At 59.0% G+C, this 18,548-nt stretch carries 19 protein-coding genes; 13 read left to right on the forward strand and 6 right to left on the reverse strand.

Annotated features, from left to right (window positions below; all coding sequences use genetic code 11):
- Nucleotides 1-131: 131 nt before the first annotated feature.
- The 4 genes from AB9K37_RS06335 to AB9K37_RS06350 all read right to left on the reverse strand — a co-directional run bounded on the left by AB9K37_RS06335 (nt 132) and on the right by AB9K37_RS06350 (nt 4,467).
- Nucleotides 132-743 (reverse strand): DMT family transporter, encoded by a 612-nt coding sequence (locus tag AB9K37_RS06335; RefSeq protein WP_369836135.1) that lies wholly within the window; start codon nt 741-743, stop codon nt 132-134.
- Nucleotides 744-903: 160 nt separating this feature from the next.
- The gene (locus AB9K37_RS06340) at nt 904-1,644 is read right to left on the reverse strand and encodes a YebC/PmpR family DNA-binding transcriptional regulator (protein ID WP_072707427.1); all 741 of its coding nucleotides are present in this window, start codon (nt 1,642-1,644) and stop codon (nt 904-906) included.
- A 96-nt stretch (nt 1,645-1,740) separates the two neighbouring features.
- Nucleotides 1,741-3,462, reverse strand: coding sequence for an SLC13 family permease (locus tag AB9K37_RS06345; protein WP_369836275.1), 1,722 nt, complete (start codon nt 3,460-3,462; stop codon nt 1,741-1,743).
- A 183-nt stretch (nt 3,463-3,645) separates the two neighbouring features.
- Nucleotides 3,646-4,467, reverse strand: coding sequence for a TIGR00282 family metallophosphoesterase (locus AB9K37_RS06350; protein WP_369836137.1), 822 nt, complete (start codon nt 4,465-4,467; stop codon nt 3,646-3,648).
- 188 nt (nt 4,468-4,655) lie between these two features.
- Between AB9K37_RS06350 and AB9K37_RS06355 the strand changes: the two genes are divergently transcribed.
- The 6 genes from AB9K37_RS06355 (at nt 4,656) to AB9K37_RS06380 (ending at nt 9,859) form a co-directional block, all read left to right on the forward strand.
- A complete protein-coding gene (locus AB9K37_RS06355; protein WP_176853544.1) occupies nt 4,656-5,027 on the forward strand; it encodes a 2Fe-2S iron-sulfur cluster binding domain-containing protein in 372 nt (123 codons plus the stop codon).
- A gap of 237 nt (nt 5,028-5,264) precedes the next feature.
- On the forward strand, nt 5,265-5,588 hold the full coding sequence (locus AB9K37_RS06360; RefSeq protein WP_369836138.1) for a hypothetical protein: 324 nt from the start codon (nt 5,265-5,267) through the stop codon (nt 5,586-5,588).
- Between the two features lie 180 nt (nt 5,589-5,768).
- Complete coding sequence (betI, locus tag AB9K37_RS06365; RefSeq protein WP_369836140.1) at nt 5,769-6,404, forward strand: transcriptional regulator BetI; 636 nt, start codon at nt 5,769-5,771, stop codon at nt 6,402-6,404.
- The gene (betB, locus tag AB9K37_RS06370) at nt 6,401-7,855 is read left to right on the forward strand and encodes a betaine-aldehyde dehydrogenase (RefSeq protein ID WP_369836142.1); all 1,455 of its coding nucleotides are present in this window, start codon (nt 6,401-6,403) and stop codon (nt 7,853-7,855) included. Before betI ends, betB begins: the two co-directional genes overlap by 4 nt.
- Before the next feature lie 10 nt (nt 7,856-7,865).
- Nucleotides 7,866-9,521, forward strand: coding sequence for a choline dehydrogenase (gene betA, locus AB9K37_RS06375; RefSeq protein ID WP_369836144.1), 1,656 nt, complete (start codon nt 7,866-7,868; stop codon nt 9,519-9,521).
- Between the two features lie 92 nt (nt 9,522-9,613).
- On the forward strand, nt 9,614-9,859 hold the full coding sequence (locus AB9K37_RS06380; RefSeq protein ID WP_072707416.1) for a YdcH family protein: 246 nt from the start codon (nt 9,614-9,616) through the stop codon (nt 9,857-9,859).
- Nucleotides 9,860-9,915: 56 nt separating this feature from the next.
- Here the strand turns inward: AB9K37_RS06380 and AB9K37_RS06385 are convergent, their stop codons facing one another.
- Together AB9K37_RS06385 and AB9K37_RS06390 are read right to left on the reverse strand one after the other, a co-directional pair.
- Nucleotides 9,916-11,307, reverse strand: a complete 1,392-nt coding sequence (locus AB9K37_RS06385; protein WP_369836146.1) for a short-chain fatty acyl-CoA regulator family protein — start codon at nt 11,305-11,307, stop codon at nt 9,916-9,918.
- Between the two features lie 55 nt (nt 11,308-11,362).
- Complete coding sequence (locus AB9K37_RS06390; RefSeq protein WP_369836148.1) at nt 11,363-12,553, reverse strand: multidrug effflux MFS transporter; 1,191 nt, start codon at nt 12,551-12,553, stop codon at nt 11,363-11,365.
- A gap of 193 nt (nt 12,554-12,746) precedes the next feature.
- Here AB9K37_RS06390 and AB9K37_RS06395 point away from each other — a divergent pair, with 193 nt between their 5' ends.
- The 7 genes from AB9K37_RS06395 (at nt 12,747) to AB9K37_RS06425 (ending at nt 18,537) form a co-directional block, all read left to right on the forward strand.
- Nucleotides 12,747-14,279, forward strand: coding sequence for an acyl-CoA carboxylase subunit beta (locus AB9K37_RS06395; RefSeq protein WP_369836149.1), 1,533 nt, complete (start codon nt 12,747-12,749; stop codon nt 14,277-14,279).
- Between the two features lie 18 nt (nt 14,280-14,297).
- A complete protein-coding gene (locus AB9K37_RS06400; RefSeq protein ID WP_369836150.1) occupies nt 14,298-14,645 on the forward strand; it encodes a hypothetical protein in 348 nt (115 codons plus the stop codon).
- Complete coding sequence (locus tag AB9K37_RS06405) at nt 14,645-15,040, forward strand: DUF6497 family protein (RefSeq protein WP_369836152.1); 396 nt, start codon at nt 14,645-14,647, stop codon at nt 15,038-15,040. Before AB9K37_RS06400 ends, AB9K37_RS06405 begins: the two co-directional genes overlap by 1 nt.
- A gap of 220 nt (nt 15,041-15,260) precedes the next feature.
- Nucleotides 15,261-15,407 carry a hypothetical protein gene (locus tag AB9K37_RS06410; protein ID WP_369836154.1) on the forward strand — a complete coding sequence of 49 codons (147 nt, stop codon included), beginning with the start codon at nt 15,261-15,263 and terminating at the stop codon, nt 15,405-15,407.
- 84 nt (nt 15,408-15,491) lie between these two features.
- Nucleotides 15,492-15,857, forward strand: a complete 366-nt coding sequence (locus tag AB9K37_RS06415; RefSeq protein ID WP_369836156.1) for a hypothetical protein — start codon at nt 15,492-15,494, stop codon at nt 15,855-15,857.
- Nucleotides 15,858-16,188: 331 nt separating this feature from the next.
- Entirely contained in the window at nt 16,189-16,395 is a 207-nt protein-coding gene (locus AB9K37_RS06420; RefSeq protein ID WP_072707401.1) for a hypothetical protein, read from the forward strand.
- Between the two features lie 141 nt (nt 16,396-16,536).
- Nucleotides 16,537-18,537, forward strand: coding sequence for an acetyl-CoA carboxylase biotin carboxylase subunit (locus tag AB9K37_RS06425; RefSeq protein ID WP_369836158.1), 2,001 nt, complete (start codon nt 16,537-16,539; stop codon nt 18,535-18,537).
- Nucleotides 18,538-18,548 lie beyond the last annotated feature (11 nt).

An 18,548-nucleotide genomic window follows, 5' to 3' on the forward strand; every position in this document is an offset into this window, starting at 1 on the left:
CCTTCAAATACAAGTCCACGGTGTATATCCCCAAGCCCTCCCGAAATCCGAAAGGGCAAAAGTGGACGACTTTTACGCCGCCCGCGACAACACTATGCCGTCGCTACCGTGGCCGAGTATTGCTCCGCCGTTCACACCCAATGGGTCACCGCCATCGGCATCAGACCAATGGTGACTGCGATAGAAAGCCATGCCACCACATGCGCCGAATTCATCTGCGTGCTCAGCTGCTTGGCGATCAAGTAGCTCGTGGCCAGCCCAAGCGATGTTCCGAGCATCGCAATGTGACCTGGATCCAGTTCTCGAAACCCGGGCCGCAAAATGACAACCGCGCCAAGCAGTGCAATCCCCACCGCGATCAATCTGCGCAGCGCGAGCCGTTCCCCTAGAAACAGGCTCGCGCCCAAGGTCACGTAAATTGGATTCAGGTAATTCAGCGCAGTGACATCCGCCAAGGGAATGCGCACCATCGCATAGAACCAAAGAGACACGCCGATGGTGTGCGCGACGCCGCGCGCCGCGATCAACCGCACTTGTCGGCCGGTAGGCAAAGCACGCATCAGCGACGGCACCAACGGGATAAAAAACACCAGCCCCAAAGCGAACCGAAGAAACGCGCTTTGATAGACCGGGATCGCCGTCCCCAGTGATTTTACCAGAGCCGTCATCCCGACGAACTGGAAGCCGGTCAGAACCATCCAGAAAATGCCCCGACCGGGACGATGTGCGCGTGTGTCTTCCATAGCGCTATCACACCCGAAATCCGTGCGTGCGCAAGCCCCTAGAAACGCAGCCCCATCCCTGCAGCAGAAAACACCACTGCTTCTTTTTGCCTTAAATACTCAAAAGGGCGCGCCGGTTTGACCGGTCGCGCCCTTGATGCTTTGCAGAGATGACAGCAGATCAGAGCTGCGCCATGACCTCGTCGCTGGCTTCAAAGTTGGTAGTGACGCGCTGCACGTCATCATCATCTTCGAGCGCGTCAATCAGCTTCATCAGCTTCTGCATGCCTTCCAGATCCAGCTCGGAGGTGGTGGTGGGCTTCCAGATCAGCTTCGTGGATTCCGACTCGCCAAGGTCCGCTTCCAGTGCGTTCGACACTTCGGCCAGATCGGTGTCCGCTGTGTAGATGGTGTGACCATCTTCGGACGACTCGACGTCTTCGGCGCCCGCTTCGATCGCGGCCATCATGACGTCGTCAGCATCGCCGACCGACGCGGGATAGGTGATCTCGCCCTTGCGTTCGAACATAAAGCCGACAGAGCCGGTTTCGCCCAAGTTACCGCCATTCTTGCTAAAGGTCGAACGCACGGTCGATGCGGTGCGGTTGCGGTTGTCGGTCATCGCTTCGACGATCACGGCCACGCCGTTGGGACCGTATCCCTCGTAGCGGATTTCTTCGTAATCGTCGCCTTCGCCCGCCTGCGATTTTTTGATGGCGCGGTCGATCACGTCCTTGGGCACAGAGTTCGACTTGGCTTCCTTCACGGCCAAACGCAGGCGCGGGTTCTTGTCCGGATCTGGGTCACCCATCTTTGCAGCGACGGTGATCTCTTTCGCGAGTTTCGAAAACAGTTTGGAGCGAGCCGCGTCCTGACGACCTTTGCGGTGCTGGATGTTAGCCCATTTAGAGTGGCCGGCCATGGGTGCCTCCGATTACCTAATTCTCAGCTTTGTGCCTCTATAAGGTAGGCACGCGGTGGGCTGCAAGCGCCCCCGTGTGCACAAATCTGGCCAAGCTTAGTTATAAAGAGGCCAAATCATCGGAATAAGCGCCGCAGAGATCAAGCCGATGCTCAGGTTCAAGGGAATGCCGACGCGCATAAAGTCGGTGAACTTGTATCCGCCGGGTCCGTAAACCAGCGTGTTGGTCTGATAGCCAATCGGGGTCGAGAAGCTGGCAGACGCCGCAACCATGACCGCAACAACCAGCGGCCTCGGGTCTGCGCCGATGGCTGCCCCAAGGCCGATGGCGATCGGCGTCACCACCACAGCCACCGCGTTGTTGGTCACCAACTCCGTCAGCACTGAGGTCAGCAAGAAGATCGACCAGATGATGATGAACGGCGGCATGGTTTCCAGCACGGGGGCCACGCCGGACACGATCAGGTCGACCGCGCCCGAGTTCTGCAAGCCCGCTCCGATCGCGAGCATCGAGAAGATAAGTGCGAGCAGTCGTCCTTCGACAAACTCGAACGCCTCGTCGGCATCAATGCAGCGCGTGACCAGCACGATCGCCACCGAAAAGACCGAGAGCATGAGGATGGGCGCGACACCGATTGCGGAGAGAAAAACGATCGCGAACAGGGCGATGATCGCGATGGGAGCCTGCTTGCGGCGATACGCTCGCTCGGTCGGCTGCGCGATATCGACCAGCTCCATGTCGAGGGCGAGACGTTGGATGTCCGCCGGAGAGCCCTCGAGCAGCAGCGTGTCACCGACGCGGACCACCAGATCGTCTAACTGGCGGCCGATGTTCTGGTTTCGGCGATGGACGGCCAAGGGATAGACGCCGTAGCGACGACGCAGACGCATAGAGCCTAGGCTGCGGCCAACCATCTTGCATCCGGGGGTGATCAGGACTTCGACAGTCTGCGTTTCAACCGAGGACAGCTTGTCGACCATCTTCAGGTCTTTGGATTGCTGTAGGCCGAGAAGTTCGGTCATCTCGGTGCGTAGAACCACGCGGTCGCCCGCTTGTAGGACGACAGTCGTTAGATCGCGGCGGAGCGACGCGTCCCCGCGAAGTACGTCGATCAGGCGGACACCGTCGCGCTTGAACAGGTCAATGGACACCACATCCTGACCAATCAGGGCACTGTCTTCGGGGACCGCAACCTCGGTAAAGAACTTCATTTTTGAGCGGTTGCCGACCATACCAGCAAGGCTGTCGCGCTTGGGTAGCAGGCGGCTGCCGATAAACACCATGTAGATCGCGCCCCATGCGACGAGGACGATGCCCAAAGGTGTGACCTCGAAGATGGTAAATGGTTCCATTCCTTGATGGCGGGCGACACCGTCCACCAACAGGTTGGTCGAGGTCCCGATCAGGGTGGTCGTACCGCCTAGGATCGTCGCGAAGCTCAGCGGAATCAGCAACTGCGAAGGCATCATGTTCAGCGTGCGAGATAGCTGAATGAACACGGGAATCATCACAACGACCACTGGCGTGTTCGAAACAAATGCCGAAAAGACAACAACCGCGATCATCAACCCCATCAAAGCCAGCTTGGGATTCTGCTTCGCCTTGAAATCGGCAAATTGGGTAAAGGCCGCCAATGCCCCAGTCCGCACCAAAGCGCCCATTACAATGAACAGAGCGCCGATGGTCCACGGGGCCGGGTTCGACAAAATTTCGAGCGCCCCCTGATAAGGCAAAATCCCCAAGGCCATCATGAGCGCTGCGCCACAAATGCCCACAACTTCAGTGGGATAGGTCTCGCGCATGAACAGAACGAACATGCCGATCACGATGATCAACGCGAGGATCGCCTCATAGGCGTCTGGTAGTGCAAACACTTAAATCAGTCTCCGCTCCCTAGGGCACAGCAGAGGCATTCTTTCGCATGTGCAACTATAGAGCAAGCACGCTGTGCTCGAACATCGCTTTGAACTACGAAGAATGTTAGCGCATTAGGCATCCTCTCAGGACGCAACTGGTCCCGAAGCCTGAAGTCGTCCGCCCTGACGCACCATGCACACTGTTTTTGCCAGTCCCGTGCGGTCGTCGGTTTCGACGTAGACGCCAGACAAGGTCGCCTCGCCATTGGCGGGGGTATAGCGGCCCTTGGACATGCCGGTCACGAATCGGCGCAGGGGTTCTGCTTTGTCCATGCCGATCACACTGTTGTAGTCACCGCACATGCCTGCATCGGTCATGTAGGCTGTGCCGCCGGACATGATCTGGGTGTCGCCGGTGGGGACGTGGGTGTGCGTGCCGACCACAAGACTGGCCTTGCCGTCCATCCAGTGCCCAAGGCCCATCTTTTCACTGGTTGCTTCGGCGTGGACGTCCACGATCGCAGCATTTACGGTTGCGCCCAACTTGTGCGTCTTTAGCACTTGGTCAATCGCTGAGAACGGATCATCAAACGGGCGCTTCATAAACACCTGACCAAGGATCTGCGCCACCAGCACCTTGCGCCCGCCCGGGGCGTTAAAGATGCGGAAACCGCGACCCGGCGCGGTCTTGGCAAAGTTGATCGGGCGGATGATCCGGCTGTCGCTCTCGATATGCTGGAGCATGTCCTTCTGATCGAATGCGTGATCGCCAAGGGTGATGCAGTCCGCGCCAGCCTGAAAGATCAGGTTTGCGTGCTCTGCGCTCAGGCCCATGCCGTTCGAGGTGTTCTCACCATTCACGACCACAAAATCCAGCGCCCACTCTTCTTTCAAGCGGGGCAGGTGCTCTTGGATGGCTGCGCGTCCTGCGCGGCCCACAACATCGCCGAGGAACATTAGTTTCATGGCCTGTCCGTAGGCCCATGCTGGACCAAGAGCAAGTCGCAATGCCGCCGCAGTTCGTGCGAAACCGCAATTTTCCGCCTGAGTTTGCACGACGCTCGTGTGCTTCGTCGGTCTTTCGCGCGCTGTTCTAGCCGATGGCCCATGGGTTGCTGCGATCTGTGTGAACGCGCATCCTCAGGAGAACGATTATGGCCAATATTACCTTTCAATCCCCCATTATGACCCGTGACAAGACCGTCTATGCCGTCGCTGGCAATACACGCACTATCCTTGCCCTCGCAAAGGAATTTAGCATTCCGATCCCCTTCGAGTGTGGCGATGGCAACTGTGGGTCCTGCCTGATCGAGGTGAAGTCGCTGGAAGAAAAGCCCCGTATGAGCATGGCTTTGACAGAAAAGGAGAAGGCACGCCTGAAAGAGCTGCAAAAGCTGTCAGACGCGGAAATTCAGAACGCCGAAGTCAATGACACGCCGCCGCGCTACCGTCTGGCCTGCCAGTTCATTGCCCGCGACGAAGATGTCGTTGTTCGCTTTCCTGGCACGCCCGGTGGGTCTTTCTGATTTAGGGCTGCGATTGGGCGCAATGTTATGGCCCCGCCCGAGAGGACGGGGTCGACTGCCGCTAGATAAGCCGGCGGAATGTTGGCGTCTTTCGGCCTGAACGTTCGAAAGCCGACAAAGCGCGTGTTTGGTGCCACTATGCGGTTCTGAGCCTGTTCACCAAATTGTGCCTGTACGTGCGAGCGGTTCGGTTAGAATGAGTCGATCCGGCAGCACAGACGACCACAGGACGATTCCATGAATACAGGCACAAAGGCGCTGGCGTTTGCCCTGCTCGCCGCAGGGTGTAGCTCTACCAACCACGAAGAAAAGGCAGTGATGGGGTACTATTCTCCGCCATGGCAATCGGGCCTCAAGGAGATCCGGCCCTATCCTTTCCAGAATAGCATCTGCAAAGAGATCGGCTACAATCTGGTGTCGCGCGATTTCTACGACGACTCCAAGCTGCTGGTCGGCTGCCCACGTACCGAGCAAGACGCAATTGCAGACCGGATCGCCGAAGGTGGGGTCGAGGTTGGCTATGTCCATCATTGGACGCTTTTGCACATGCCCAAGCGCTGAGCCAGAACGGGCTCGCGCTGACAGATGGTCGCAGGCCCGATTGATTTTCCTGAATAATTTTTGGTCACTTCGTCCGTGTCCGGCGCACCGACACACGAGATCTCGCGCGGTTTTCCATTTTTGTTGATTGACTAGTCAATAAAAAAACTACTTACTAAGGGCCAAGCCGAGAGGAAAGCTATGCCCAAAGTCGGAATGGAACCGGTGCGCCGCAAAGCGCTTGTCGAAGCCACGATCCACGAGATTGGTCGGGCGGGGACTCTGGACGTGACGGTCAGTCAGATCGCCAAACGCGCAGGTATGTCCAGCGCGCTGGCCCACCATTACTTTGGCGGCAAAACGCAGATTTTCATGGCGGCCATGCGGCACATTCTGTCCCAATACGGGCTCGAGGTGCGGCGCCGCCTGAAAAAGGCCAAGACCCACGAGGAACGCTTGCGCGCCTTGGTCGATGCGAACTTCGCCCCCTCGAACTTCCGCGAGGAAGTGGTGAGCGCGTGGATGAACTTCTACGTGTTGGCCCAGAATGTCGAAGAAGCGCGGCGCCTGCTGACGGTCTATTACCACCGTCTCCATTCCAACTTGGTACACGACCTGCGCCCCTTGGTCGGGGACGAGGCGGTCATCATTGCCCGCCGTATCGAGGCGCTGATCGATGGTGTCTACCTGCGGCAAAGCTTGCGAAACGAACCCGCAAATCCGGCCACCGCGTCGGAATTGGTTCTCGGCACACTTGAAAACGAATTGGCTCGCTGCGGGGCACAGCGCCCTGCGGCCACACTCAGCCTGATTGCACAGAAGGAACGCTCCGAATGACGATCGACGTAAAGCCGACCGCCAGCCATTTCATCAACGGTGAATATGTCGAAGGTGGCACCGAGGATCTGCCCGTTATCTACCCCTACACCGGCGAAGCTGTCGCGACACTGAAACTTGCCGACGATGCGCTGGTGGATCAAGCGGTTGCCGCAGCCAAAGCCGCACAGCCCACTTGGGCCGCCATGTCTGGCGTCGAACGCGGCCGCATTCTGCGCCGCGCCGCCGATATCATGCGCGAGCGTAACCGCGAGCTGTCCGAGATTGAAACCATGGACACCGGTAAACCCCTGCAGGAAACGCTGGTCGCAGACGCTGCCAGCGGGGCAGAGGCTCTTGAATACTTTGGCGGATTAGCTGCCTCTTTGGGCGGTGAACACATCCAGCTTGGGGATGATTTCTGCTATACCCGCCGCGAGGCTTTGGGGGTTTGCGTTGGTATAGGTGCATGGAACTACCCGATTCAGATCGCCAGCTGGAAGGCCGCGCCTGCGCTGGCGTGCGGCAACACCATGGTCTTTAAGCCGTCGGAAACCACGCCATTGTCGGCGTTGAAACTGGCGGAGATCCTGATCGAAGCGGGCGCCCCTGCGGGCGTCTTTAATGTCGTGCAAGGCAAGGGCGCTGTCGGCTCGCGCTTGGTCACGCACCCCGATGTGGCCAAGGTGTCGCTGACCGGTTCGGTTCCGACAGGCCGCAAGGTTTACGCCGCCGCCGCCGAGGGCCTGCGCCACGTAACCATGGAGCTTGGCGGAAAGTCCCCGCTGGTCATTTTTGACGACGCCAATATCGAGAATGCCGTAAGCGCAGCGATCAACGCGAATTTCTATAGCTCTGGTCAGATTTGCTCGAATGGCACCCGCGTTTTCGTCCAAAAGGGCATCAAAGAGGCGTTCCTGTCGCGTCTGGCCGAACGGCTGAAGGGCGTGAAGATGGGCGATCCGATGGACGAAGAGGTCAACTTTGGCCCTATGGTCAGCGAACAGCAGATCAGCATCGTCGAAGGCTATCAGGCGAAAGCACAGGCGGAAGGTGCGCGTCTGATTGCAGGCGGCAAACGTCTGGACGGCCCTGGCTATTGGATGGAACCGACCGTTTACGCCGACGTCACCGACGACATGACCATCGCCAAGGAAGAGATCTTTGGCCCCGTCATGTCTGTTCTGGACTTCGAGACCGAGGAAGAGGCGATCACCCGCGCCAATGCGACCGAATTTGGTCTGGCTGCAGGCGTGTTCACCAACGATCTGTCGCGCGGCCACCGTGTCGCCGCCGCGTTCGAAGCAGGTACGACTTGGATCAACACCTACAACCTGACGCCGGTCGAAGTGCCTTTTGGTGGCTCGAAGATGTCCGGGGTGGGCCGAGAAAACGGTCGTGCTGCGATCGAGCATTATTCCGAGTTGAAAACTGTTTACGTCGCCATGGGTGACACCGAAGCGCCGTTCTAAGGAGGCCCCGATGCAAGCCGATTACGTCATCGTAGGCGCGGGCAGCGCCGGTTGTGCCATTGCCTATCGTCTGGCAGAGGCGGGGAAATCCGTGATCGTCATCGAGCATGGTGGTACGGATGCAGGCCCGTTCATTCAGATGCCCGCCGCTCTGAGCTACCCGATGAACATGCCGATTTATGACTGGGGCTTCCAGTCAGAGCCCGAACCCCATCTGGGCGGACGCCGTCTGGCGACTCCGCGTGGCAAAGTGGTCGGCGGATCGTCCTCGATCAACGGGATGGTATATGTGCGTGGTCACGCGCGCGACTACGACCATTGGGCCCAATCGGGCGCACGCGGTTGGAGCTATGCGGACGTCCTGCCGTACTTCAAGCGGATGGAGCAGTGGGACGACGGCGGCCATGGTGGCGACAAGGAATGGCGCGGCAAGGACGGCCCGCTGCACGTGACGCGCGGTGCCCGCGAAAACCCGCTGTTTGACGCCTTTGTTCAGGCGGGCAAGCAAGCTGGCTATCCGGTCACAGGCGATTACAACGGCGAGCAGCAAGAGGGCTTTGGCCCGATGGAACAGACGGTCTACAAGGGCCGACGCTGGTCTGCCGCGAATGCCTATCTGAAGCCCGCGATCAAGACCGGCAAAGTCGAGGTCGTGCGCGGGCTGGCTTGCCGCATCGTCATCGAAGAGGGGCGGGCCCGCGGAATTGAAATCGAGAAAGGTGGCGACAAGCAGATCATCAAGGCCACCAACGAGGTCATCATCTCGGCATCTTCGATCAATTCGCCCAAGCTGCTGATGCTGTCCGGCATCGGCCCCGCTGAACATCTGGCCGAGCACGGGATTGACGTCATCGCGGATCGCCCCGGTGTGGGGCAAAACTTGCAGGATCACCTAGAGCTGTATCTTCAGGTCGCGTGCAAGCAGCCGATCACACTGTTCAAGTACTGGAACCTCTGGGGCAAGGCGCTGATCGGGGCCCAGTGGCTGTTCACCAAAAAGGGTCTGGGGGCGTCGAACCAGTTTGAAAGCGCCGCGTTCATCCGGTCCAAAGCTGGGGTGGAATATCCCGACATCCAGTACCACTTCCTGCCCATCGCAGTGCGCTACGATGGCCAAGCCGCCGCCGAAGGGCACGGGTTCCAAGCTCATGTCGGCCCCATGCGCAGCCCCTCGCGCGGGCATGTCACGCTGGCGTCGAGCGACCCCAAAGCCGCGCCTAAAATCCTGTTCAACTACATGTCCAGCGAACAGGATTGGGAAGATTTCCGCACCTGTATCCGCCTGACCCGTGAAATCTTTGAGCAGGACGCGTTCAAACCCTACTACAAACACGAGATCCAGCCGGGTGCGGACGTACAAAGCGACGAAGAATTGAACGCCTTCATCAGCGAGCACGTCGAAAGCGCCTATCATCCCTGCGGCACCTGCAAGATGGGCGACCGCAATGATCCGATGGCTGTCGTTGACGAAGAGTGTCGCGTGATTGGAGTGGATGGTTTGCGTGTCGCGGACAGCTCGATCTTTCCGCAAATCACCAACGGTAACCTGAATGGCCCGTCGATCATGACCGGCGAAAAGGCTGCGGACCACATTCTGGGCCGCAAGCTGTCGCGGGATGAAAGCGAGCCGTGGATCAACCCCGACTGGCAAACGTCCCAGCGATAAAGCAAAGAAAGAGGCGAGTTTGATGCGTATCAAAGTCGCCTTTTTTCTGTGCGGTTACTCTGACTGTGAACTTCAAGAGTAAGGAGCCGAGAATGTCTCACACACCGCACCAGCTGACAGAAGAATTCCCGCAGCATGTTGACGCGATCGCGCGCCTAAAGGCCGAGGACGCTCACTTTGCCAAGCTGGTCGACACCTATAACGAGGTGAACCAGCGTGTGTATCTGGCTGAAAGCAACGTCCAACCCATGGAGCAGCTGGCCGAAGAACAACTGCGCAAGGAACGTTCTCTGCTCAAGGACCAGATCTGGTCGGCGCTGTCGGCAGTTTCTGCCTGAATAACGCTGCTAGAGAACTTGGGGTCGGAGTGCCGGAGGGGGCGCTCCGGCCCTTTTTATTTGTCTACGCGGTAGGGCAGCACGCCGCGCTCGTCGGGGGTGATGGTCAGGCGACGCTCCAGCGGTGGGACGGAGCGTTGATGGCAATCCGTGCGCTCGCAAATGCGGCAGGATATGCCGATGGGTTCGAAGGCCGCTGAATTGGTCACGTCCAAGCTGTCCGCATAGACCAGATCACCAGCGTGGCGGACCTCGCACCCAAGACAAATCGCGTAACGACGGGTCGGCGCTCCGAATGCACCCCCCGGTTTTGACACGTCGCGCGCAAGGCAGAGATAACGCACGCCATCGGGCGTTTCGGCCAGCTGGCGCAGGAACTGCGCGGGCGTTTCGAAGGCGCGGTGCACGTTCCAGAGGGGGCAGGCGCCGCCGAAGCGAGCGAATTGCAAGCGTGTGGCCGAATGGCGTTTGGTGATCGTGCCAGCTTGGTCTACGCGAACGAAGAAGAAGGGGATGCCCTTGTTTCCCGGCCGCTGGAGGGTCGAGAGGCGATGCGCGACCTGTTCGATCGACGCGCCGAAACGGGTGGCCAGAAGTTCTAGGTCATGCCGGTATTTCTTCGCTGCCTCGAGAAAGCGGGTGTAGGGCATGAGCGCCGCGCCCGCGAAATAGTTGGCGAGGCCGATCTTGGCGATGGATCGTGCTTCGTTCGAGTGGAAGCGGGCGAGGTCGAGCGTGGCGTCCAGCAGCTTGTTCTGGGTGATCAGCGCGAGTTGCAGCAGGATCTGGAAGCGACGCGTCTCGGGCGCAGCGCGGTTCGAAATCGACAGCACCATGTTTTCGGAATCGAAATGGCGCAGGCGCGCGCCTTCGGTCAAACGCAGGGTAATGCCGTTGTCATTCAGGGCGTGCTCTGCGCCCATAGGGCCTGCGAACTTCTCGGCAAAGTGTTCGGCGGCGCGGTCGACCGCGTCGATGTAGTTGTCGCAGTAGTGGAAGAAGTCGCGCACCTCTTCCCAAGGCGAGGGCTGTACGCGGGCATCCTCGCGGCCCAAGGCTTCGTCCAAGGAAGCCAGTCGTTCGTGGGATTGCCGATAGGCGCGATGTAAATGCAGGAAGGCGCGTGCCAGCGCAGGGGCGTTGCTGGCTGCCAGTCGTAGGTCGGCCAAAGGCGGCGGTTGGTCAGTGAACACTGGGTCTGCAAGGGCTTCACGCATGTCAGACACGAGCCGCTCGCTGTCGCCCGCTGATAGCTCTGTCACATCGAACCCGAACTCCGACGCCAGAGCCAACACGACCGAGGTACTGACGGGGCGATTGTTGTTCTCCATCTGGTTCAGATAGGGCAGGGAGACGCCAAGCTTGGCGGCGAATTCCTTCTGGGTCAGGCCAAGCCGCGAGCGCAGTTCGCGCAGTTTCACGCCTGCATAGAGTTTCTGGGGTGCCATCTGGGTGCCTTTGCGGGTTTGCTAATGCAGATCATACCATTTGCAAATTACAGCCTCAACGGACCAGTTGTCGCTCTCGGTGGTAGACGTAGAAGATGGCCAGAATCGCGGCCACCGCGCTGGCGAACATGATCAGTAAAAGTGGCACTGCACCGGTTTCGAGCGTCAGGAGCGATCCGGCAAGGGCCGACAATGCCGCGCCGCCCCCGATCATGATCGCACCGCCTAAACCGGACGCTGTGCCCGCAAGATGCGGGACCACAGACAAGGAGCCCGAGGTGGCGTTAGGAATCACCATTCCGTTGCCAAAGCCCACGGCTGTCATGAAACCAAAGAACACCAAGACAGAGCCAGCACCGCTCAGGTGGATGAGCAGGGAAATCCCGACGCCCACAGCATTCACGACCGATCCCCACAGAATCATCCGGTTGATTCCCCAACGGCGCGAAAACTTGCCTGACATGAAGTTTCCGGCGAAATAGCCGATGGCAGGGGCACTAAAGTAGAAGCCCAAAGTCTCGGGCGGGAGCTTGTAGATTTCGCTGCCCACAAAGGGTGCGCCGCCGAGATAAGCAAAGAAGGCCCCCGAGGCAGCCGCCGCAGCCAGCGCATATGCCCAAAACCGGCGCGAGGTCAGGAGTACGGGATACTCTCCGAATTGGCGAAAGAGCGAGATGTCGCGCGGGCGGCCAGTCTCCCCCAAGTCGGCCCATGTGAGCCAGAGCATCACGCAGCCCAGTAGGAACAGTCCCCAGAAGTTTGCCTTCCACCCAAAGGCCGCATCTAGCACGCCGCCAATGGCGGGGCTGATCATCGGGACCAAGGCCATGCCCATGGTCACATACCCGATCATACTGGCCGCAGAGTCTTGGTCATGGACGTCGCGGACGATGGCGCGGGACAGGACCATGCCAGTGACGATGACGGCTTGGCTCATCCTGAATACCAAGAAAAGTCCGGCAGTTGGCGCGAACAGACAGCCCAGAGTGGCCACCAAAAACAGCGCAATTCCCCAAAGCAGAACCGGTCTGCGCCCATAGCGGTCCGCGATCGGCCCGATAAACAGCTGCAGCACCGCATTCACGCCTAAATAGAGTGCGACGGATAGCTGCATCAGCCGGTAGTTCGTCTGAAAATACGTCGTCATCCCCGGCAGCGATGGTAGAAAAATGTTCATCGAAAGGGCGGCGAGTCCTGCGAGCATAATCAAGGTCGCGATGTGCGGCGCAGTATTCTTGTTGAGCATTTTAAAAGCCATCTCGGATCTGGACGTAGGCCTGACGCTACGGGGTCGGGGGCTCTGATGTCCAATTCCGATTAGTGATTTAGCAGATTTGCATTTTCAATCGGAGTTGCTGCGAGGAATTTGCAAATTTGCCAATGATTGCTTTGCGGGCGCAGAAACGCACCCTATGGTCGCGTCAAAGCGGAGGGCACAGATGAAAGATATCCTGCAAGAACTCGAAGATCGTCGCGAACTGGCGCGTGCCGGTGGCGGTCAGAAACGCATCGACTCGCAGCACGCCAAAGGCAAGCTGACAGCACGCGAGCGCATCGAATTGCTGCTGGACGAAGACAGCTTTGAAGAGTTCGACATGTTCGTGGCGCACCGCTGCACCGAATTCGGGATGCAGGAAAACCGTCCCTATGGCGACGGCGTTGTCACCGGTTGGGGCACCATCAACGGCCGCATGGTCTATGTGTTCTCTCAGGACTTCACCGTGTTTGGTGGTTCGTTGTCGGAAACCCACGCGCAGAAGATCTGCAAGATCATGGATATGGCGATGCAGAATGGCGCGCCTGTGATCGGCATCAACGACTCTGGCGGCGCGCGTATCCAAGAGGGCGTTGCCTCGCTGGCCGGTTATGCCGAAGTGTTCCAGCGCAACATCGAAGCGTCGGGCGTGATCCCGCAGATCAGTGTGATCATGGGCCCCTGTGCCGGTGGCGCGGTGTACTCGCCTGCGATGACCGACTTCATCTTTATGGTGAAGGACAGCTCCTACATGTTTGTGACCGGTCCTGATGTGGTGAAAACCGTGACCAACGAACAGGTTACCGCCGAGGAACTGGGTGGCGCGATCACGCACACCAAAAAAAGCTCGGTCGCTGATGGCGCGTTCGAGAACGATGTCGAGGCTTTGACCGAAGTGCGCCGTCTGGTGGACTTCCTGCCGCTGTCTAACCGTGAAAAGGCCCCTGTGCGTCCGTTCTTTGACGCGCCGGACCGTGTGGAGAACAGCCTTGATACGCTGATCCCCGAGAACGCGAACACGCCCTACGATATGAAAGAGCTGATCAACAAGATCGCGGACGAGGGTGATTTCTACGAAATTCAGGCCGAATACGCCAAGAACATGATCACCGGCTTCATCCGCCTTGAGGGTCAGACCGTTGGTGTTGTTGCGAACCAGCCGATGGTTCTGGCGGGCTGTCTGGACATCGACTCCAGCCGCAAGGCCGCGCGTTTTGTGCGCTTCTGCGACTGCTTCGAAATCCCGATCCTGACTCTGGTCGACGTTCCTGGCTTCCTGCCCGGTACCAGCCAAGAATATAACGGTGTTATCAAGCACGGTGCGAAGCTGCTGTTTGCTTACGGCGAAGCGACCGTTCCCAAAGTGACCGTGATCACCCGCAAGGCGTACGGCGGCGCGTATGACGTTATGGCGTCCAAGCACCTGCGCTCGGACTTCAACTACGCATGGCCGACCGCGGAAATCGCGGTGATGGGCGCCAAGGGCGCGACCGAAATTCTGTATCGCAGCGAGTTGGGAGATCCCGAAAAGATCGCAGCCCGCACCGCAGAATACGAAGAGCGATTCGCGAATCCCTTTGTCGCGGCAGAGCGTGGGTTCATCGACGAAGTGATCATGCCGCACAGCACCCGCCGCCGTGTGTCCCGCGCCTTTGCGGCGCTGCGCCAGAAGAAGCGCAGCATGCCGTGGAAGAAGCACGACAACATTCCTCTCTAAGGCTGGATAACCATTCAAATGGCAAAAACACGCTGGCATATCGTCAAGGACGGGCAGGGGGGCATCACTTTGTCTCGCCAACTTCCCGCCCGTTTCGACTTTGCGGTCGCAGCGACAGTGCCGGCGTGTCACCCTGTCCGGCTCGCCCATCAGGTGCGGCAGGACATGTGGCGCGCATTACAAGGGTTGCGCGGATTTCTCCCTGTGGTAGAGATCGTTAAGGATGGCAACCAAATGTACATTCGTGCAGGGGGCGCTGTTCAAGGAAGCTTGCCTTTAGCCTATGTTCAGGGTTTAGTTTCACAAATTCTTCATGATCCGAAACGCCGTGCACGTTGGATCATGCACGCAGGGCGGGCAAAGTGATGACTCGTCTTGTAAGCTACAGTTTCGTCGCCCTCCTGGCAGTGGCGACCACGGTTCGGGGGCAGGAGGGGGCCCCCGCCGTGCCCTCGGGCCTGGATCTGACTTTGTACGAGCTGATTCTTGAGGATCAGCCCGATGGTCAGATCTGGGCCCGATACCGTTTTGTGGCACCGGATCTCAAGCAAGAGGACTTCGATCGGGTCGCCGGGGACTTTCCCGCAATCTGCGCGGGCTATGCCTTGCCCGAGCTTGATTCTCGGGGCGCCCATCCTGCGATGATTGTCCTGAGCTACGCAGACCGGCCCATTCCCTTTGGCGAGGCTGCACCTGACGCGGTGCAGTTCGTCGAGAGCTTTCGAATCGATCAGGGTGCGTGCATCTGGGAGGTCTATTAATGAGAGCCTCTCTGAACCGTTTTCCCCTTTGTACACAGGCTTATGGTGATTTTGAGCCACAGGCTGAACATGCAGAATCTGCCCCGTATCAATCGGTAGAGATTCGCGTTATCGTTGCGCTGGGAGTATCCCAAGACCCCCATACCTCGAAGCAGTGGTCGGGGAAGGGCCAAGGGTCCGTCCCGGCAGATAACAATACAAGTACATACAGGAGACACGCATGTCGAAAGTCGTCATCACCTTTGCTGCGCTCGCAGTTGTTGCATCGGTTGCAGGCTGCGCGAAGAAGCCCGCAGAAGAAGAATTCGTGGTCGTTCAGCCCGAACCCATTTCGGTGGAACCCACTTACACCGGCAAGTACAAGTAACCGTACTCTGACGAAACCGGGGCGGGCCGTCGGGCCCGCTTTCACAGGCCGCGACCATCGCCCCTACACCCAAAGGGGGCTTGTATGCTGAAACATCGTGGCTTCCCGGGCCGTATGCCCGGAACTGATTATCAATTCGTAATTCGCCGCGCGAACCCGCGCGGAGTGACGCCGATCAAGGCGATTCGCCGTTTTCCTGACCGCAAGCCTGCGGACAAGAGAGCTGACGAATGCTTCCTTGCCGCACTCTGGCTTCACTTTGGCGAAGAGACCTTTGAGCGGGGCAACCTTGATGCCGGACGCCTGAACTGGCTGTTCGAGCGCGAAGTCGTGCCGGCAGAAGAGCCCTTTGATCCCGCGAATTACGGCGCACTGCTGCGCATCGACATGGACGAAGCAGAGCGGTCCTTTCCTCAGATCTTCAACGGGAGTTCGGAATGGGTCGGCTAAGCTTTGCCCAGTGCATACAGGCAGTTAAGCGGATTTCGGCGCACGTTTTTCGTGCGCCCGCCGCCATGCTTGCAAGCACGGGCGAAGCAGCCAATCTAGGGCTGTGTAAGTCGCGCATTGCGCGGCGGACGATGTCTCTTACCGAGACCCCTTCCCCGACTTGCGCGCTGGGCTCTACAGGCCTGAGCGCGCATTTTTTCGGATTGCCTCACGGTTTCGTGTGGTCTGCTTCTAACGGGCGTGGGAACCAGGTGCAGGGGGGTGACGTTGCTTACACATCAGAACGTCGCACCCGTGTGGGTGGACACGGGATTGTTGAAAGGATTGCACAATGCTTAAGAAAACTTGGATCGTTGCTTCGGTTGCTCTGCTTGGTCTGGCCGCGTGTGGTGACACGCTTGGCGAGCAGGCTCTGCTGGGTGCAGGCGCAGGCGCAGCAGCAGGTGCTGTCACCGGTGGTGACATGGTCACTGGTGCCGTCGTCGGTGGCGCAGGCAACGTCGCGTACTGCCGCACTTACCCCTCGCGCTGTAACTAAGCAGCCGCGCGGCAACGCGCTTATCCATTCTTATGGCTTTTTGGCCACCGGACCTCGTCTGTCCGGTGGCCTTTTCTTTTGCCCAACGGCCGGGATGACCGGCCGAGGCACACTCTGATAAGACGAAAGGGACGGAGACAAATGATCGACAAGATCCTCATTGCCAACCGTGGCGAGATCGCATGCCGCGTGATCAAGACGGCGCAGAAGATGGGCATCAAAACGGTGGCCATCTATTCGGACGCAGACAAGAACGCTCTGCATGTGAGCATGGCAGATGAGGCGGTCCACATCGGTCCTCCGCCCGCGAACCAGTCGTACATCGTTATCGACAAGGTGATGGATGCGATCCGTCAGACTGGCGCCAATGGTGTGCATCCCGGTTATGGCTTCCTGTCGGAAAACTCCAAATTCGCCGAGGCTCTGGAAGCCGAAGGCGTCGCGTTCGTTGGCCCGCCCAAAGGTGCGATCGAGTCGATGGGCGACAAGATCACCTCGAAGAAAATCGCTCAGGAAGCGGGCGTTTCAACCGTTCCCGGCTATATGGGGCTGATTGAGGACGCCGAAGAAGCTGTGAAAATCAGCAACGACATCGGTTACCCCGTCATGATCAAAGCTTCCGCTGGCGGCGGCGGTAAGGGGATGCGGATCGCTTGGAACGATGAAGAGGCCCGCGAAGGCTTCCAGTCCTCCAAGAACGAGGCGGCCAACAGCTTTGGCGACGACCGTATTTTCATCGAGAAATTCGTCACTCAGCCGCGCCACATCGAAATTCAGGTGCTCGCCGACAAGCACGGCAACTGCATCTACCTTGGTGAACGCGAGTGTTCGATTCAACGCCGTAACCAGAAGGTCATCGAAGAAGCGCCGTCGCCTTTCCTGGACGAAACCACCCGCAAAGCGATGGGTGAGCAGGCTTGCGCATTGGCCAAAGCCGTGGGCTACGCCAGCGCAGGTACCGTAGAATTCATCGTTGATGGCGACAAGAATTTCTACTTCCTCGAAATGAACACTCGTCTGCAGGTGGAACATCCTGTGACCGAGCTGATCACCGGTGTCGACCTTGTGGAGCAAATGATCCGCGTGGCGAACGGCGAAGAGCTGTCGCTGAAGCAGGAAGACATCGCCCTGAACGGTTGGGCGATGGAGAGCCGCCTCTACGCAGAAGATCCCTATCGGAACTTCCTGCCGTCGATTGGCCGTCTGACCCGCTACCGTCCCCCCGCCGAGATCGCCGAAGACACACGCGCTGTCCGAAACGACACCGGCGTCTATGAGGGCGGCGAGATCAGCATGTACTACGACCCCATGATTGCAAAGCTGTGCACATGGGCGCCGACTCGTCTGGAAGCCATCGAAGAGATGCGCGTCGCGCTGGACAGCTTCGAGGTAGAAGGCATCGGTCACAACCTGCCGTTCCTAGCGGCTGTGATGGACCACGAGAAATTTGTCAGCGGCGATATCACCACCGCGTTCATCGCCGAAGAATACCCCGAGGGTTTCGCTGGCGTCGATCTGCCCGAAGCGGATTTGCAGCGCATCGCAGCGGCCTGTGCTGCCATGAACCGCGTTGCCGAAATCCGTCGCACTCGAATTTCGGGTACCATGGACAACCACGAGCGCAAGGTCGGTGACGACTGGGTCGTGCGTCTGGGTGGCGCAGAGTTCGCTGTGACCGTTGCTGCGGACCCCAAGGGCTCGGACGTGACCTTTGCCGACGACACCACCCTGCGTGTCGAAAGCGATTGGACCCCAGGTGATCAGCTGGCGAAACTGTCGGTCGGTGGCAGCCCGCTGGTGCTGAAAACGGGCAAGATCACCAACGGCTTCCGCATCCGCAGCCGCGGCGCGGACCTGAAGGTACATGTCTACAGCCCCCGACAGGCGGAACTGGCAACCTTGATGCCCGAGAAGCTGCCGCCCGATACCTCGAAGATGTTGCTCTGCCCGATGCCCGGCGTTCTGGTGAAGATGAACGTCGAAGTTGGCGACGAGGTCCAAGAGGGGCAGGCGCTCTGCACCATCGAGGCAATGAAGATGGAGAACATCTTGCGGGCCGAGAAGAAGTCGGTCGTCACCAAGATCAACGCGGGCGCGGGCGACAGCCTTGCCGTCGACGAAGTGATCATGGAGTTCGAATAAGCCATGGCGTT

This window comes from Donghicola sp. XS_ASV15, from assembly GCF_041224595.1.
Lineage (GTDB): Bacteria > Pseudomonadota > Alphaproteobacteria > Rhodobacterales > Rhodobacteraceae > Donghicola.

Excerpts from the sequence above, each read along its gene's own strand:
- AB9K37_RS06340 (WP_072707427.1), bottom strand. The coding sequence starts at position 1,644 with ATGGCCGGCCACTCTAAATGGGCTAACATCCAGCACCGCAAAGGTCGT.
- AB9K37_RS06380 (WP_072707416.1), top strand. The coding sequence starts at position 9,614 with ATGTCTCACACACCGCACCAGCTGACAGAAGAATTCCCGCAGCATGTT.
- AB9K37_RS06345 (WP_369836275.1), bottom strand. The coding sequence starts at position 3,462 with ATGTTCGTTCTGTTCATGCGCGAGACCTATCCCACTGAAGTTGTGGGC.
- AB9K37_RS06355 (WP_176853544.1), top strand. The coding sequence starts at position 4,656 with ATGGCCAATATTACCTTTCAATCCCCCATTATGACCCGTGACAAGACC.
- AB9K37_RS06405 (WP_369836152.1), top strand. The coding sequence starts at position 14,645 with ATGACTCGTCTTGTAAGCTACAGTTTCGTCGCCCTCCTGGCAGTGGCG.
- betA (WP_369836144.1), top strand. The coding sequence starts at position 7,866 with ATGCAAGCCGATTACGTCATCGTAGGCGCGGGCAGCGCCGGTTGTGCC.
- AB9K37_RS06395 (WP_369836149.1), top strand. The coding sequence starts at position 12,747 with ATGAAAGATATCCTGCAAGAACTCGAAGATCGTCGCGAACTGGCGCGT.
- AB9K37_RS06385 (WP_369836146.1), bottom strand. The coding sequence starts at position 11,307 with ATGGCACCCCAGAAACTCTATGCAGGCGTGAAACTGCGCGAACTGCGC.
- AB9K37_RS06420 (WP_072707401.1), top strand. The coding sequence starts at position 16,189 with ATGCTTAAGAAAACTTGGATCGTTGCTTCGGTTGCTCTGCTTGGTCTG.
- AB9K37_RS06360 (WP_369836138.1), top strand. The coding sequence starts at position 5,265 with ATGAATACAGGCACAAAGGCGCTGGCGTTTGCCCTGCTCGCCGCAGGG.
- AB9K37_RS06390 (WP_369836148.1), bottom strand. The coding sequence starts at position 12,553 with ATGCTCAACAAGAATACTGCGCCGCACATCGCGACCTTGATTATGCTC.
- betB (WP_369836142.1), top strand. The coding sequence starts at position 6,401 with ATGACGATCGACGTAAAGCCGACCGCCAGCCATTTCATCAACGGTGAA.
- AB9K37_RS06350 (WP_369836137.1), bottom strand. The coding sequence starts at position 4,467 with ATGAAACTAATGTTCCTCGGCGATGTTGTGGGCCGCGCAGGACGCGCA.
- AB9K37_RS06335 (WP_369836135.1), bottom strand. The coding sequence starts at position 743 with ATGGAAGACACACGCGCACATCGTCCCGGTCGGGGCATTTTCTGGATG.
- betI (WP_369836140.1), top strand. The coding sequence starts at position 5,769 with ATGCCCAAAGTCGGAATGGAACCGGTGCGCCGCAAAGCGCTTGTCGAA.
- AB9K37_RS06415 (WP_369836156.1), top strand. The coding sequence starts at position 15,492 with ATGCTGAAACATCGTGGCTTCCCGGGCCGTATGCCCGGAACTGATTAT.
- AB9K37_RS06400 (WP_369836150.1), top strand. The coding sequence starts at position 14,298 with ATGGCAAAAACACGCTGGCATATCGTCAAGGACGGGCAGGGGGGCATC.
- AB9K37_RS06410 (WP_369836154.1), top strand. The coding sequence starts at position 15,261 with ATGTCGAAAGTCGTCATCACCTTTGCTGCGCTCGCAGTTGTTGCATCG.
- AB9K37_RS06425 (WP_369836158.1), top strand. The coding sequence starts at position 16,537 with ATGATCGACAAGATCCTCATTGCCAACCGTGGCGAGATCGCATGCCGC.